This window comes from Ruminococcus sp. NATIVEDY160, from assembly GCF_045819885.1.
GTDB lineage: Bacteria > Bacillota > Clostridia > Oscillospirales > Acutalibacteraceae > Ruminococcoides.
Genome location: NZ_CP162391.1, coordinates 772713 through 789015, shown reverse-complemented (window position 1 = coordinate 789015; position 16303 = coordinate 772713). Strand labels below are relative to the sequence as shown.

11 protein-coding genes are annotated in these 16303 nt (G+C 51.0%); 2 read left to right on the top strand and 9 right to left on the bottom strand.

Annotation, left to right across the window (positions count from 1 at the left end; translation table 11 throughout):
• Positions 1 to 35: 35 nt before the first annotated feature.
• The 9 genes from AB1I49_RS03765 to typA all read right to left on the bottom strand — a co-directional run bounded on the left by AB1I49_RS03765 (position 36) and on the right by typA (position 12892).
• Positions 36 to 2465 (bottom strand): hypothetical protein, encoded by a 2430-nt coding sequence (locus tag AB1I49_RS03765; RefSeq protein WP_407721396.1) that lies wholly within the window; start codon positions 2463 to 2465, stop codon positions 36 to 38.
• A 15-nt stretch (positions 2466 to 2480) separates the two neighbouring features.
• Positions 2481 to 4556 (bottom strand): efflux RND transporter permease subunit, encoded by a 2076-nt coding sequence (locus AB1I49_RS03760; protein ID WP_407721395.1) that lies wholly within the window; start codon positions 4554 to 4556, stop codon positions 2481 to 2483.
• Between the two features lie 173 nt (positions 4557 to 4729).
• Positions 4730 to 5305, bottom strand: a complete 576-nt coding sequence (locus AB1I49_RS03755) for a TetR/AcrR family transcriptional regulator (RefSeq protein ID WP_316610788.1) — start codon at positions 5303 to 5305, stop codon at positions 4730 to 4732.
• 57 nt (positions 5306 to 5362) lie between these two features.
• Positions 5363 to 6271: a leucine-rich repeat protein gene (locus AB1I49_RS03750; RefSeq protein WP_407721394.1), complete on the bottom strand. Its 909-nt coding sequence runs from the start codon at positions 6269 to 6271 to the stop codon at positions 5363 to 5365.
• Positions 6272 to 6479: 208 nt separating this feature from the next.
• Positions 6480 to 8855, bottom strand: a complete 2376-nt coding sequence (locus AB1I49_RS03745; protein WP_407721393.1) for an HD domain-containing phosphohydrolase — start codon at positions 8853 to 8855, stop codon at positions 6480 to 6482.
• Between the two features lie 75 nt (positions 8856 to 8930).
• On the bottom strand, positions 8931 to 9548 hold the full coding sequence (locus AB1I49_RS03740; RefSeq protein ID WP_316611102.1) for a hypothetical protein: 618 nt from the start codon (positions 9546 to 9548) through the stop codon (positions 8931 to 8933).
• A 174-nt stretch (positions 9549 to 9722) separates the two neighbouring features.
• On the bottom strand, positions 9723 to 9875 hold the full coding sequence (locus tag AB1I49_RS03735; protein ID WP_186834119.1) for a hypothetical protein: 153 nt from the start codon (positions 9873 to 9875) through the stop codon (positions 9723 to 9725).
• A 303-nt stretch (positions 9876 to 10178) separates the two neighbouring features.
• On the bottom strand, positions 10179 to 11075 hold the full coding sequence (locus AB1I49_RS03730) for a 3'-5' exonuclease (RefSeq protein ID WP_407721392.1): 897 nt from the start codon (positions 11073 to 11075) through the stop codon (positions 10179 to 10181).
• The gene (gene typA / locus AB1I49_RS03725) at positions 11072 to 12892 is read right to left on the bottom strand and encodes a translational GTPase TypA (protein ID WP_407721391.1); all 1821 of its coding nucleotides are present in this window, start codon (positions 12890 to 12892) and stop codon (positions 11072 to 11074) included. The genes AB1I49_RS03730 and typA overlap by 4 nt, the downstream gene beginning before the upstream one ends.
• Positions 12893 to 13156: 264 nt before the next feature.
• On the opposite strand from typA, the gene AB1I49_RS03720 reads away from it, so the two are divergent.
• On the top strand, positions 13157 to 15088 hold the full coding sequence (locus AB1I49_RS03720) for an aconitate hydratase (protein WP_407721390.1): 1932 nt from the start codon (positions 13157 to 13159) through the stop codon (positions 15086 to 15088).
• Positions 15088 to 16296 (top strand): NADP-dependent isocitrate dehydrogenase, encoded by a 1209-nt coding sequence (locus tag AB1I49_RS03715; RefSeq protein ID WP_407721389.1) that lies wholly within the window; start codon positions 15088 to 15090, stop codon positions 16294 to 16296. Before AB1I49_RS03720 ends, AB1I49_RS03715 begins: the two co-directional genes overlap by 1 nt.
• The last annotated feature ends 7 nt before the right edge of the window (positions 16297 to 16303 follow it).

Sequence of the window (16303 nt, the reverse complement as noted above, 5' to 3'; positions counted from 1 at the left end):
CAATTATTCCGGTTCCTTTGTTTTTGTGTGCCGTATTAATCCTTGTTTTCAATTCCTGCGGTTTTGAAGATGAAATCAACCTGTCCGTGTGCGCCGTCTGAGAGACCGCTGTAGGACTGATATCCCTTTGAAACCTTGGAGATCGCCTTGATTCGCTCTACGAGAGATTTGATGTCGCCGTCTGCCGCTTTTTTCAGCTTATCGACGCCTTCCTCCTTGAACTGCTTCATGCCGTCATTGAGCCGCATGGAGCCGTCCTTGAGCTGTGTGATTCCGCTGATAAGCGAAGGAATATTGCTGTGAAGCGTATCAATTCCGCTGAAAAGCTCGCCGCTTCCGTCGCTCAGCTTAATAGCGCCCGCGTTTAGCTCTCCTGTTCCTGCCGCAAGCTTTTCGGAGCCTTGCTTCAACTGACCAGTGCCGTCTTTGAGCGCGGCTGAGCCTTCCTTGAGCTGACTTGCGCCTGAATTGAGCTGACCTGTGCCGTCCTTTAACCGTGACGAACCGTTTGCAAGCTCACCCGAGCCGTTTTTCACTGCATAAGTGCCGTTGAGGATTTGCACAGCGCCGCTGTTTGCCTGATCGACACCTGCGGTATAGCTGAGAATGCCGTTATAGAAGATGTTGTAGCTGTCGAGCTGTTGCTTGAGCGCCTTTAAGGAAGCCTTTCCGCCTGCAGCGCGCTGAACGCCCTCGCTGATCTGCGCCTGAACCTGCTCTGAGTTCACGTTCTCTTCGATAATGGACTGTATCTGCGCTTCGGTTTTTTCGTCAATCGTACCCTGCATGGCGCTCATCTGTGTGCTCACGCCTTCGCTGACCTGTGCTTGAATATCCTCGGAAACCTGACCCGCGGCAACAGCCGAGTCGTATTCATCAGCTGTCATTGATAATCCTGCCGCTGCAAGCACCGCTTCGGTGACCTGCTTTCTGACGGCGTTTTCAACACCCTGTCGGATAAGATCGCGCTGGCTCTCCACCGTCGCCGTTACGGTATTGCGTGCGGTTTGCTCGGCGAGAGCTTTCGCGTTTTCTTCGCTGAGGGAATCTATCAGAGAATCCAGCACTGAGCTGTAGTTATCGATTGTCAGCTCGGGAGCGCTGAGTCCCGCCGCTGCGATCTGCTTGTTTGCCTCGGAGAGCAGAGTATTGAACACCTGACGCGCGCCGCCGTTGAGCTGAGAGCTGTTGGCTGAGATTGTGCTGAGTCCGCCCGAAAGCTGCGCGATATATCCCTGAAGCTGAGCTACGCCGCTGTCGAGCTGTGCGGCGCCTGTCGCAAGAGAATCTGCGCCGCTGTCAACCTGAGCCGCGCCGCCCGAAAGATCGCCTGCTCCTTTATCGAGCTTTTCCGCGCCTGACTTTAATTCTCCGAGTCCGCTGTCAAGCTGTAATGCACCGCTGTTGAGCACCGCTGCGCCGTCCTTCAGGCTCTCTGCACCGTACTTGATCTGTTTTGAGCCGTCGTAGAGCTGATTTACGCCGTCAATCAGTTCGCCTGACTTATCGAGAAGAGTGCTCAGTCCGCTGTAGAGCTGTGATGAACCGTCAAGCAGATCATCTGTCGCCGATACGAGCTTGTCGAGCTTTTCGTCTAAGTCCTTTGCCTTGCTGTCGAGCTTGTCGACGTCAAAATCGCTGAACATATCGTTCGCGGCAACGGTCAGAGTTGTGGCAAGCTCAAAATCCTTTACGTCTGCGGTAATCTCAACGGACGACGGGATTTCCAGCTCGCTGCTGTCAAGCTGCAATGTATCCTGCATTCCGGGCACAGCAAAGCCGACAACAAAGGTATGAGTGCCGTCATTGACGACCTTTCCGTTGCTGACGCTGACATTTTCAGCCTTTTCATTGTCAAGCATCATGCCCGTAAGCATGATAAACGGAACATAGATCTTTTCTTTCTTGCCGTTGACAGTCTCCTCGCTGTATTCACGGTTGGTATAGTTGATGATCATTTTCAGTTTGCCGCTTTTGCCTGCAAGCTCGGTCGGGCTGACAGCCTTGCCGTCAAGCTCATAGGTGATACCTACGCCGACGGGAAGCTCGGTTGAACCTGTTCCCTTGTAGTAGATATCTCCGCCGTTCGCGTCCCATTCGCAGACGTTGTTTTCATTGATGGTAAAGCTGTTGTCGCCCTTCAACACCTCGATGTCCTTAAGGTTCGTTTTGTCCTTCAGCTTCTTTTCACCGCCCGTGTTCTGAATCCAGTTGCTGACGATGACCTTATCGGGCGTACCCTGTGCGTCTGCGATAACATAAACGGTTTCTTTCTTGTTATACTGCGCTTTGTTCGCGCTTGCTGTTGTACCCTCGGGTTTCTTTGTATCACTTTCCTGAGCGGCAGTACCCGTGCCTGCGCTTTCAGCTCCCGCGGTGAACGCGGCTGTGCCGACGCCTGCACAAAGGATTACAAGACTCATTGCCGCCGACAATGCCTTCGGCAGATATTTCTTAATATTCATCATAACCTCCACTTGCTATTTGCTCTTTTTTGCTCTGAATCCGATTGTCGTTACCCCGATGAGCTTATCAAACAGCATAAACATCGCGGGCAGGATAAGGATAACACAGAACATACTTATTATCGCGCCGCGCGCCATCAGCGCGCATAGCGAGCCGATCATATCGACATCGGAATATATTGCAACTCCGACGGTCGCCGCAAACAATCCCATTGCCGAAACGACGATTGACGGAATTGATGTTTCAAGCGCGGTTGTCACCGCAGTCCGCTTGTCATTTCCAAGCTGACGTTCGCGTTTGTAGCGCGTCGTCATCAGAATAGCGTAGTCAACCGTCGCGCCAAGCTGAATGGTGCTGATGCAGATCGGCGCGATAAACGGCAGGGATTCACCGAAATAATGCGGCAGTCCCAGATTGATGAAAATTGCCAGCTCGATAACGGCAACCAGAATGACCGGAAGCGAAATACTCTTTTCTACGATCATGATGATCACAAAAATCGCGATAATCGATATCAGGTTGACGGTCGCGAAATCAACCGACGTTATGTTGATCAGATCATTTGTGCACGCCGCCTCACCGACAAGCAGTCCGTTTTCGTCGTGCGCTTTGATGATCTTGTTCAGCTGCTGAATCTGCGCGTTCATCTCATCGGAAGCGGTGGTGTACTCCGAGCTGAGTATCATCATCTGCCAGCGGTCGCTCTTGAAGATGCTCTTTACGGAATCGGGAAGCATTTCTTCGGGCACCATACTGCCGACAACACTGTCAAGACCGAGCGTGAACTTTATCCCGTCCGTGTTCTTGAACTCCTCGTTCATCTCGCGGATTTCCTTCTCGTTCAAATTCGCATCAACAAGTACCATATGAGTATTGCTCATACCGAATTCGTCCTTGAGCTTTGTGTTGGCGATGACGTTTGCCATATCCTTCGGCAGGCTCTTTGAAATATCGTAGTAGACCTCGCTGTTTGTTTTGCTGTAACCGTAATAGGCGGGAAATGCAAGCGCACCGAACAGAATCAAAAATACGGGAAAGATTTTTACAAGACCTGCTGCGAGCTTTTTGGTTTTTGGTATCAGGGATTTGTGCATGGTTTTAGACAGCGGCTTGTCGAGCACCAGAATCATGGACGGCAAAATCGTAACACAGCCCAGCACACCTATCACCACGCCCTTTGCCATAACGATTCCCAGATCTCTGCCGAGCGTGAAGGTCATGAAGCACAGCGCGATAAATCCCGCGACGGTCGTGATCGAGCTGCCCAAAACCGAGGTAACGGTCTCGTGGATCGCCTTTGCCATCGCCTCCCTGTTATCGGAAAACTTTGGCTTTTGCTCATTGTAGCTGCTCCACAGGAAGATCGAGTAGTCCATTGTAACCGCTAACTGCAGCACCGCCGACAGCGCCTTAGTGATGTATGAGATCTCTCCCAGAAAGTAATTCGAGCCGAGATTCATCAAAATCGCCATTCCGATGCTTGCCAGAAATACAAACGGTACGATCCAGTTGTCCATAAAGAGCATCATTGCGGCAACGGCGAGCACAACCGCGATGGCAACATAAACTGCCTCTTCCCTTTCGCACAGGTCGCGCAGATCGGTGACCATTGCCGAAATACCGGAGACAAGACACTGTCCGTCACAGATTTTGCGTATCTCCGCAATGGCTGTAATTGTTTCGTCAGACGAGCTTGACGAGTCGAAAAACACCGCCATCAGCGAACTGTCCCCCGCGTTGACCGCGTCATAGATCTTGTCGGGAAGCAGCTCCTCGGGAATAGCGCCGTCGGCAATGTCGCTGAAATTGAGTACTGTTGCGACGTGGTCGACTTCTTTTATCTTTTCCGACGCTTCTCTCATGGTTTTCTCGTCGGCGTTTTCAAAAATCAAAAACGAAAACGCACCCTTGTGAAAGTCCTCCAGCATGTACTTCTGACCCTTGACGGTATCAAGGTTCTCCGGAAGATAGTTCAGCATGTCGTAATTTACGCGCGTGAATATCATTCCGAGAACCGACGGTATCAACAATACCAATGCCGCGATCAGAATGACAACGCGGGATTTTACAACCGCTTTTCCAAGCTTCATTTTCTTAATCACTCCTAATCTGTTGTCTTGATATATTTTATATTCATTCATCGCTTTGGATAAACAGACAAAGTAATCGGATTGACGGATTTTCAGACAATAGTTAAAATGTGACTAACAGAAAAAGCCAAGCCGGATAACTCCGGCCTGGCTGAAATACTAAACTAATTAAATTATTCTGAGCACCGTTCAAGCGCAAGCTCAATGGTTCCTTCAAAAATCTCGCAGATTCGCTTGACTTTCAATGACAGGTCGTATTGAGCCCCGTCGGACACCCAGTCAAATACAAAGCCTATCAGCAGGCTTTTGTAATACATGACAACCGCTTCGCGGTCTTCCGCGCTGATGCGCTTTGAATCCTTCGTGAAATTATCGAAAAACTCCGTAACCGTCCTGCGCGCAACACGGTTCAGATAACGGTCGTAAAACTGACGGTTCGGAGAATTGAAAACATGGAGAATGGCGGTTTTGTTTTCGAGCGAAAACGTGATCGCCTCCATGATGCTGTCGTACAGGTTATCGGGAGAAAAGGTGTGACTGACAAACTCATCAGCCTGATCGTTGAAAATCTCCTCCATAAGTGAAGGTATGTCGTCAAAATGATAGTAAAAGGAATTGCGGTTTATGCCGCAGTCCTCTACGATCTCCTTAACGGTTATTTTGTCGATCGGTTTGCTGTTGAGCAGTTTTAAAAAGGATTTTTTGATTGCGTCCTTAGTCAGCGAAGTCATGCCACACCTCATAATCATTTGGTTCTCTAAATAGTATAGCACAATTACACTTTTTTTCAAGTGCTTCTGATATCTTTACTTCAGAATCTGTCCGATCGGATAAGGCAATTTATAGTCAGCCAGGTACATTTGTATCGCTGTTGCGTCGGAAATATCCAGTGCGCCGTCTTGGTTTGCGTCAGCGGCAAGCTGCTGATACTCATCGAATTCTTCCAGCTCAGCCAAATTCCGCTGAATATCCCTCACATCGTTGATGTTGACAGCGCCGTCGTTGTTGACATCTCCGAGCACTATTTTTTTGAGCAGCTCGAAGGAAATGTTATTTTCCAACGCATAACTGTGCGCAAAAGAATCCTCATAACAGCGGACGGTCACGTTCTCCCGGTCAAAAGCGTTTGGCTGAATCAAAACGACGCTCTCGGGAATGGTCACATACCTCAGATTCGGACAATTTGTAAACGCATAGTCCGGAATCGCGAGAAGCGAATCTGAAAGAACTACAGACCCGGCTCCCGTGCCGTTGAACGCATAGGATTGAAGCAAGACACCGTTGGTTACGAAATCCAGATCAGTCAGAGACGTGCAACCGTTAAAACAGCCGTAGCTGAACTCCGCGATTTTGTCATTCAGCGTGAGCTCCTCAAGCGAGGTACAGCCCGAGAACATATTCGTCGGCATGCTGACGATATCCGAATTCATCTTAACGGTTTTCAGAGAAGTACAGCCCGAGAACACTCTGTCGCCAAAGGTGACGACATTTTCGGGGATCGTGACGGATTCCAGAGAGGTGCAGTTCATGAACGCGTATTCCTCAACGGTGGTGTTTGTGCTTGAAAACACCAGCTCCGTGACTGAGGTGTTTCCCGAAAAAGCATTTCTGTCAATAACAGTTACGGGATAATCCCGAAAAGACTCGGGAAGCGTAACAGCTCCGCCGTTTCCGTTGTATCTGACGAGCTTTGCTTCGCCCTTGGAGGTATTCACCTCAAAGCCGAAGTCACCGTCATAGATGTCCGTCCTGCTCCTCAACCTGAGAAAGATTGAGAAGCTGAGGGCGGAGATGTTATCGTTGCTTTTCCGAAGTTTGAAAGTTGCATTTATTCAGTAGACATTAATTAGTCAAAAATGTGGCCGGATGCGCCGTTCTTTTCTGTTTCAGTTCCCATTATCCCTTCACCTCCGTTTTTTTCGATTAATCCGCGACCTGTGAAACAAATATTTTTACAAGCTCTGGATCAAATAACTTTCCTGCGTTGTCCTTAATGTATGCCAGTGAGCGTTCCTTACTCCACGGCTTCTTGTTGCTGCGTTCGGAAATAAGCGCGTCAAATACATCGCAAATCGATACAATCCGCGCGCTGAGCGGGATTTTTTCGTCCGCAAGTCCGTTCTGACCCGTGCCGTCGTAATGCTCGTGGTGGTAGCGCGCTATCTCAGCTGCCTGTTTCAAAAGCGGTTCATCGTAAGCCGACAGGATCAGGTAGCCGAACTCGGTGTGGCTGGCGACAATGACCTGCTCCTCCTCCGTCAGTCTGCCGTCCTTGTTGATGATACTCAGCGGAATGGCGATTTTTCCGAGGTCGTGCAGCTTCGCCGCTACAGACATGGACTGTGCCTGCTCCTCGTCCATACCCATCGCCCTGCAAAAACGAAGGGTCAGCGTGCAGATATGGCTGAGATGATCGAGGGAATATCCGTTGTTCAGCTCCGCGTTCTCAGCGAGCTCGCCCAATATCAGGTCGACAGACCGTGTACTGGTTCCAAATGTGTTTTCGTAAGAGGTTTCAAGGCCGCAGTACGCCGCCTCAACCATGCTGTCAAAGAACACGTCCAGACCGCCGACGATATTTTCAAAATGGAATATTACCTGCTTTTTCACGTCCTTCTCCAGAAGGTATTCGAAGTAGGTATCGGAAAAAATGCAGTTTCTGCGGTTGACAACGCTGTTCCGCTCGATAATATCATAGCGGCAACCGCTGACACCGCAGTTGAGCTTCTCGGTAAAGCTGTCTCCCTCGCGGACACCCACACAGCAGCACAGATCCTTGTTGCGCTCGTTGAACAGAATGACAAGCTGCGATATTTCGTTTACGGCAGTCTCGTAAAACGCCTCTCTGTCGCTGCAGGTCAGCATCGAACGGATAAACCGCGAGATATTTTCAATGGAATTACCGTAACGCTTTGACTGGTTGTACAGCTCGGCATTTCTGCGCTCGAAGCGGAACATCACGTAATATATATACACGATCACTCCGCATACAACGAGAGTCGGTATTATGACGGTGTAAATATACAGACTTGTGCTGTGCAGCAGAAACAGCACTGACGCGAGAATCGTCATCAGGAAATAGTAAACCAGAATCACAAAAATTGCCGTCGCGTACCGGGTTCGCCTGAGGACATAGTCTATTGCGGTGTAGCCCGCGTAACCCACCGCCGCCGCGGTAAGTAATCCCATCGCCGCGTTGCTGATATAAATCAGGATCGGGTCAACCGCGATCATTACCAGAAGCAAGCCTATACCCAGTGCGAAGAACGCGCCTACAAGCAGCTTGCGGAGGCGTGAAAACCAGCCGATTATCAGCAGCAGCCCCAGCATCATTGTCGTGTGGGTGACTGCAGCGACAATATTTACCCAAATCGGCGGATTAACAAAATAGCTTACCTCGGGCAGATTGTATATCATAACCGCCGCGCCGCAGTAAGCAAGAACACCTGCCGCTCCAAGCGCTCGGAAACACCTGCGGTTAACGATGCCGAGAATCGCGAGCACAGCAAGCGAAACGATTCCGAGTACTGTCAGCACTCCGCCCGCAAAAAAACCTGCCGTCGGAGAAAATGCGCTGTGCTCTCCATGAAAAAGCTCCGCCTCAAAACGAACGGAAAACGGCAGCTTCATGAACACCTCAACAACCTGCTGCCGCGAGGAAGCGCCGATAGTTACCGCGTTGTAGCAGTTTCCGACATAGGCTGAATCCTGAAACATATTGTTGTAAACCTCACGGCCGTTTACGCGGATCATCACGGGAGAATGGTCGGTTCGGATAATAAGAGTCCGGTTGTCATCCTCGGGTTCGAGCGTCTTGACAAAATATATGTTGTCCCTGCGCACGCTGCTCTCGGTTACAATCGGATTCTGGGCGCTGTAAACGCGCAGATCAGCATCGGGAATTACTCCCGCCTTGTCGGTATAGAGGTACTCCCAGCCGGAGAGCTCGCCCTGTCTGGCTATTCCCTCGGACACATAGTTCGCAACAAAATACACCGCTACGGTCACAATAAAAATTATCAGTGAAACGCCTAAAAGAGGGAGTTCGTGGCTGCGCAGCGCGAAGGCATTTACGTCAACCTCAACATCCTTAAAGGTGACAGGGTCTGTCTTTCCCGAAGGATATGCCGTAAATTTGTAGATATTTTCCGCTTCGTCGCCCGTCGCTTCCGTTGCAACCTGATAATTCTCCTTGGTTTCCTCGGTCTGTCTGACTGTCGGATCGGAACCGCAGCCCGAAAGCGCCGAAATACAAAGAATTCCCGCGGTCATCAGCGAAAGTATTCTGAGTGTTCTCATTTTCATCACCTATAGCAAAATAAGCTAAATCCTTGCCGTGCATAGCACGGCAAGGAATAGTTTCAAACGGTTATTTTAGTACGGCCAATAGTAGTCTGTATAGCAGCGATCGGGATTTTCCGAATCGATCTCGATAAATACTTCGTCATCGCCGACCTTGGTATAGTTGATATAAGCGTCGGCATGAACGGTAGCTCCGAGAGGCAGATTTACAGAGAGCGACTCCAGAGGCTTGTTATACCGGAAATCCTCAAGAGTATTCTCGTGTTCCTTACCTGTGTCATAAATTACATTCGGAATTCCTGTCTGCTTGTTGTAATCACCCTTCGAGAAGTGGAAGCGGTAAGCCATGAAGCACTTGTTTACGTCTGTGCGAAGAACCGCGTCGCCCTTCGGAATGGTGAATGTCTTTGTGTCAGCGTCCCACGCCTGCTTCTTTGCAGTGGAGGAAACGACAAAATTCAGTACAACCGTACCGCGAAGACCGATTCCGTCATCAGAATACACGCCGTGATTTGTGTGGATCTGAGCCGTTTTGTTGGGATAGAAGGTCTCGTAAGGCTTGTGAACCTTCTTCTCGCCGTTTGTATCTCTTGTGCTCCAGTCAACGCTGCACATCTGGAAGGAGTATACTCTGTCGAGCTCGATATCCGCTACGGAATCACCCGAGTAGTATACGTTGCCGTCCTGCATGCGAACTGCCATTGCGAGCGGAGCAACAATCTTGAGGTTTGTCTTGGGTACGACCGGCTCGGGCTTAACGATGTTAGCCCAGAGAGATACGGAACCCGTGGGAACAGTGTAGGTCTTTTCGCCCTTTGTGCTCTCAGCCTTGACGTTGCTGATGTCGCTGATCGCTACAGGATCCTAGCCGAAGAAATATCTGTCGGAGGAACCAAAATACTCGTCGCTGATCGAAAGTGACTTCGCGTTTTTGTCAATCGCGTAGGTGCCCGCAGAAACAGCGTACAGAGTAACACCGTTGCCGATAGTAATTGTCTCGGTAACAGGCTTTATCACATCTGGCTCTTTGGTATTGTTGGTGTGCTTATAAGGCTGTCTGCATGTGCTGACGCCGATGGCGGGAGACTGTGTAGCAGAAATTTATTTTAAATAAAAGATAATTCTTTTCATCATAATTATACCATTAATTGTTGTTCGATACTACATATATCTCGCTAAATACATAAGGAATTATTGTTATTATTTTGCCTGTGTTGTGTGAAATATTGTTCGCACATGCGCATGCACATCTATACATATTATTCCGAAACAGAATAAAAATTCCTGTTTTTACCGCATAACGTGAAACCGCCCGCACTCTTAATCAGTGCGAACGGTTTCTTGCTCCGCGAGAGGCGGTGCTTTTTTCTTTTTTGGAACTATTTCAATAATTTTGCGCGTGACCTTTACACCTTCGTAGCGTTTTTTGAAGGCTACCCTGCCTGTAAATTTCCTGCTGCAGCTCTTGCAGCTGAAATCTGAGGAAAAGCTCTTGTTATGCAAACGCCACTTTTTGACCCTGCGCATCGGGTTTCCGCAGCGGTCACAGCAAAATTTCAACTCATTCCGATCGACCTCGGGGTCGGCAAGATCGGTGATGAAGTGATTCTTGAAGGTCATGCGCTCGTAGAATTCCTCACAGTCAGCCTTGAGTATACTGCTCTCGAGCGGCGAGCGGTTCTCAACAGCCTTAAGACATTTAAGGCTGAGATACGCGTCGGCAAAGGCACGGTGCTGTTCCTCCTCGGAAAAGCTAACGCCCAGCAGCTCGGCACAGGCTCCCAGACCCATCTGGTTGCCCTCGTCGTAGCGGTCAAGCGCGCGTTCGCAGTATTCCTGCAAGTCGCAGTAGCTCTTCAGAAACGGAATATGATAATCGCCCGTAAAGAACGAGTAGTTCTCGATCAAAGCGTGAATATCCGAGGTGCCCCATGTCAGAACCGTGCTGTCGCCGAGGAATTCAGCGAACTTTTCAGCAGCGGTCAAAAAGCTCACGCCGTCCTGTTTTAATTCCGTAATAGAAATTTTAGTGAGCTGCCTGACCTTTCCGTTCAGCTTTCTGCCGATTTTTGGCTTTACTAGTGAGGAAAAGGCGCTCTCTATATTTAATTCATCGTCCAGCCTCACGGCTCCGAACTCAATAATCTCGTTTACGAATCGCTTGAGCTTGTAGCTGTAGGCTGAATTCCATTCCAGATCAAGAATTACGTAACTCATTTATTGCGGAACGCCTGCTTCATTCTCTGCTCCTTCGAGAGGATGCGCTTTCTCATGCGGATGGTCTTAGGCGTTACCTCAACAAGCTCGTCGTCCGCGATGAACTCAAGGCACTGCTCAAGCGACATAACGGTGGGAGGAGTGAGCTTGAGAGCATCGTCCGAGCCGGAAGCACGGGTGTTGGTGATATGCTTCTTCTTGCAGACGTTAACGGTGATATCCTCAGCCTTGGGGCTTGCGCCGACGATCATTCCCTCGTATACCGGCACGCCTGCGCCGATAAAGAGTCTGCCTCTCTCCTGTGCGGCGTACAGTCCGTAGGTAACGGTGTCGCCTGTTTCAAACGCGATGAGCGAACCCTGATGACGGGTCACGATCTCGCCCTTCCAAGGCTCGTAGCCATCGAAAACGTGGTTCATGATGCCGTTGCCGTTTGTGTCTGTGAGGAATTCGGGACGGTAGCCCATAAGACCTCTGGCTGGGATTTTGAACTCGATGTGGGTAACTCCGCCGTCGCGCGTTCCCATGTTTACAAGCTCCGCCTTACGCGAGCCGAGCTTCTCCATTACTGCGCCTACATATGAATCGGGCACCTCGACAATGAGGAACTCGATAGGCTCGTGAAGCTTGCCGTCGATAGTCTTTGTGATTACCTGCGGACGGGAAACCTGGAACTCGTAGTTCTGACGGCGCATTGTCTCGATAAGAATCGAGAGGTGCAGCTCGCCTCTGCCGGATACCTTGAAGGTGTCGGCGCTGTCGGTCTCCTCAACGCGCAGCGCGATATTGGTTTCAATCTCCTTGAACAGTCTGTCGCGGATATTTCTGGAGGTTACGTACTTGCCCTCCTTGCCGGCAAACGGAGAGTTGTTGACCATAAAGTTCATGGTTACGGTAGGCTCGTCGATTTTTACAAAGGGAAGCGGCTCTACGCAGTCGTTTGAGCAGAGGGTCTCGCCGATGTTGATATCCTGAATGCCGCTGATACATACGAGGTCGCCGAGGCTCGCTTCGTCGCACTCGATGCGCTTCAAGCCCTCAAACTGATAGAGCTTGCCGATGCGCACAGCCTTGGTGGTGCCGTCTGTGCGGCAAAGGGTCACGCTCTGACCGTTCTTGACGGTACCGCGCTCGACGCGGCCTACGCCGATTCTGCCGACGAAGTTGTCGGCGTCTATATTGGAAATGAGTATCTGCAAGCCCGCGTCGATTTCGCCCTCGGGAGCCGGGATCTCGTTGATGATAGCCTCAAAGAGCGGCTTCATGTCGGTTCCCTGCTCGTGGTAATCGGCGGTGGCATAGCCGTCGCGTGCAGAGGCGTAGATTACAGGGAACTCGAGCTGATCCTCGTCGGCGCCAAGCTCGATAAAGAGGTCGAGAACCTCGTCGACGACCTCCTCGGGACGCGCGCCGGGACGGTCGATTTTATTGAGGACGACAAGAGGCTTTTTGCCGAGGCCGAGAGCCTTTTTGAGAACGAAGCGGGTCTGCGGCATACAGCCCTCAAACGCGTCTACAAGGAGCACTACTCCGTCTACCATCTGGAGAATACGCTCGACCTCGCCGCCGAAATCAGCGTGTCCGGGTGTGTCCACGATGTTGATTTTGATATCGTTATACATTACCGCCGTGGGCTTTGAGAGGATCGTGATACCTCTCTCGCGCTCGAGGTCGTTTGAGTCCATAACGCGCTCTTCTACGTTCTCGTTAGCGCGGAAAATGCCGCTTTGTCTGAGCATCTGGTCAACAAGCGTGGTCTTGCCGTGGTCGACGTGCGCGATAATGGCAATGTTTCTTAAATCGTTTCTAATACTCATTCTGATAACTCCAATAAACTTATTTTAATTACATCCCTACAATTATACCACCGCGGTGGTGTGATTTCAACTTGTAAAATCAATCACCTTTTTTGCGTAAGCGGCAATTTTTTTGAGAGAATTTCCAAATCTGTCAGGTAAAAACAATATTTTGTGTGCGCGGACGGATTTTTTGCTTTACAACAACGACAGATTGTTATATAATTGTCATGGTGTTACATTTTTATAATGATAACAAAACTACTCTTAATGGAGGTACATTTTATGGGCTATACTATCGCACAGAAAATCATTAAAGCGCACCTCGTGAGCGGCGAAATGAAAGTCGGCAACGACATCGGTCTCAGAATCGACCAGACCCTCACTCAGGACGCAACAGGTACAATGGCATATATCGAGTACGAGGCTATGGGTATTCCCAGAGTCAAGACCGAGAAAAGCGTTGCATACATCGACCACAACACTCTCCAGACCGGCTTTGAGAACGCCGACGACCACCGCTTTATTCAGTCCGTCTGCAAAAAGCACGGCATCTACTTCTCACGTCCCGGCAACGGCATCTGCCATCAGGTTCACCTCGAGCGCTTCGGCAAGCCCGGCAAGACCCTCATTGGCTCCGACAGCCACACTCCCACCGGCGGCGGCATAGGTATGCTCGCTATCGGCGCGGGCGGTCTCGACGTTGCAGTCGCTATGGGCGGCGGCGCTTACTACATCACCATGCCCAAGATGGTAAGAGTCAACCTCACCGGCAAGCTCTCTCCGTGGGTTTCCGCAAAGGACATCATCCTCGCGGTACTCAGAGTTATGAGCGTTAAGGGCGGCGTAGGCAAAATCGTTGAGTACGGCGGCGAGGGCGTAAAAACCCTGACCGTTCCCGAAAGAGCCACCATCACCAACATGGGCGCGGAGCTTGGCGCGACCACCTCCGTATTCCCCTCCGACGAGATCACAAAGGAATTCCTCAAGGCTCAGGACCGCGAGGAGGACTTCACCGAGCTGAGCGCTGACCCCGACGCGGTTTACGACGAGGTTATCGAAATCAACCTCAGCGAGCTTGAACCGCTTGCAGCATGTCCGCACTCCCCCGACAACATCAAGACGATCAAAGAGCTTGAGGGCAAGACCGTAGATCAGGTCTGCATCGGCTCATGTACAAACTCAAGCTACCTCGACCTCATGCGCGTGGCTTACATTCTCAAGGGCAAGAAGGTTGCCGACAACGTTTCTCTCGCTATCGCACCCGGCAGCAAGCAGGTATTCAATATGCTCGCTCTCAACGGCGCGCTCGGCGATATGATCGCAGCCGGCGCAAGAATCCTCGAGAGCGCCTGCGGCCCCTGCATCGGTATGGGTCAGTCGCCCAACAGCAAGGGCGTTTCGCTGAGAACCTTCAACCGCAACTTCGAAGGCAGAAGCGGCACAGCCGACGGTCAGATTTACCTCGTTTCTCCCGAGACCGCCGCGGTTTCGGCTCTCAAGGGCGTATTCACCGACCCGAGATGCCTCGGCGAGGCTGCCGACATCGCGCTGCCCGAGAAGTTCCTCATCAACGACAACATGGTCATCGATCCGGCTCCCGTTGAGGATATGGACAGCGTTGAGATCCTCAGAGGTCCCAACATCAAGGAATATCCCAAGACCAGCCCTCTGACCGATTCGATCGAGGCTTCCTGCTCGCTCAAGGTGGGCGACAACATCACCACAGACCACATCATGCCCGCAGGCGCAAAAATCCTGCCTCTGCGTTCAAATATCCCGAAAATTTCCGAGCACTGCTTCACCGTTTGCGACAAGGAATTCCCCGCAAGAGCCAAGACCCTCGGCAAGAGCATTATTGTCGGCGGCGAAAACTACGGTCAGGGTTCCTCGCGTGAGCACGCGGCTCTCGCACCCCTCTTCCTCGGAGTCAAGGCCGTTCTCGTAAAGAGCTTCGCCCGTATCCACAAGAGCAACCTGATCAACGCAGGTATTCTTCCCCTCACCTTCAAGAACGCCGCTGATTACGACGAGATCAAGCTCGGCGATATGCTTGAGCTTCCAAATGTCAAGGCTGAGATCGCTGCAGGCAGCGACGTAACCGTTGTCAACGCTACCACAGGCAAGACTATCAAGGCAGACTGTGAGCTTTCCGACCGCACAAGAGCGATTATCCTCGCCGGCGGTCTGCTCGATTACACCAAGGAGAACAGCTAATGGACAAGATTAAAATGATTACGCCGCTCGTTGAGATGGACGGCGACGAAATGACCAGAATAATCTGGCAGCAGTTAAAGGATATCCTTATTCTTCCCTACGTCGACCTCAAGACCGAGTACTATGACCTCGGTCTGGTTCACAGAAACGAAACCGACGACCAGGTTACCGTTGACGCGGCGAATGCTACAAAGAAGTACGGCGTCGGCGTTAAGTGCGCAACCATCACCCCCAACGCAGCGAGAATGGACGAGTACAACCTCAAGAGCATGTGGAAGTCGCCCAACGGCACTATCCGAGCTATCCTCGACGGCACCGTTTTCAGAAGCCCGATTCTCGTGAAGGGCATCGTCCCCTACATTCCCACCTGGAAAAAGCCCATCTGCATCGCGCGTCACGCCTACGGCGACGTTTACAAGAACACCGAAATGCGCGTTGAGGGCGGCAGCAAGGCTGAGCTCTGCGTTACAAAGCCCGACGGCACCGAGGAAAGAAGCCTTATCTTCGATTTCAAGTCCGACGGCGTTATCCAGGGTATGCACAACATTGACAAGAGCATTTCTTCCTTCGCGCGCTCCTGCTTCAACTACGCTCTCGACCAGCATATCGACGTATGGTTCGCGACAAAGGACACCATCAGCAAGACATACGACCACCGTTTCAAGGATATCTTCGCGGAAATCTTTGAGAACGAGTACAAGGATAAGTTCGAGGAAGCGGGTATCACCTACTTCTACACCCTCATCGACGACGCTGTAGCCCGTGTGATCCGCAGTGAAGGCGGCTATATGTGGGCGTGCAAGAACTACGACGGCGACGTTATGAGCGATATGATCGCGACCGCCTTCGGTTCTCTCGCCATGATGACCAGCGTGCTCGTTTCTCCCGACGGCATCTACGAGTTCGAGGCTGCTCACGGCACCGTTCAGCGCCACTACTACAAGCACCTCAAGGGCGAGGAAACCTCTACAAACTCTGTCGCGACGATCTTCGCGTGGACAGGCGCGCTCAAAAAGCGCGGCGAGCTTGACAAGCTGCCCGAGCTGGCTGAATTTGCCGAAAAGCTCGAGAAGGCTACGATCAAGACTATCGAGGACGGCATTATGACAGGCGACCTGTACCTGATTTCCACACTCCAAAACAAAACTAAGGTAAACACCGAGGACTTCCTCAAGGCAATCAACGAACGTCTTACGGCAATGCTTTAATCCCTCA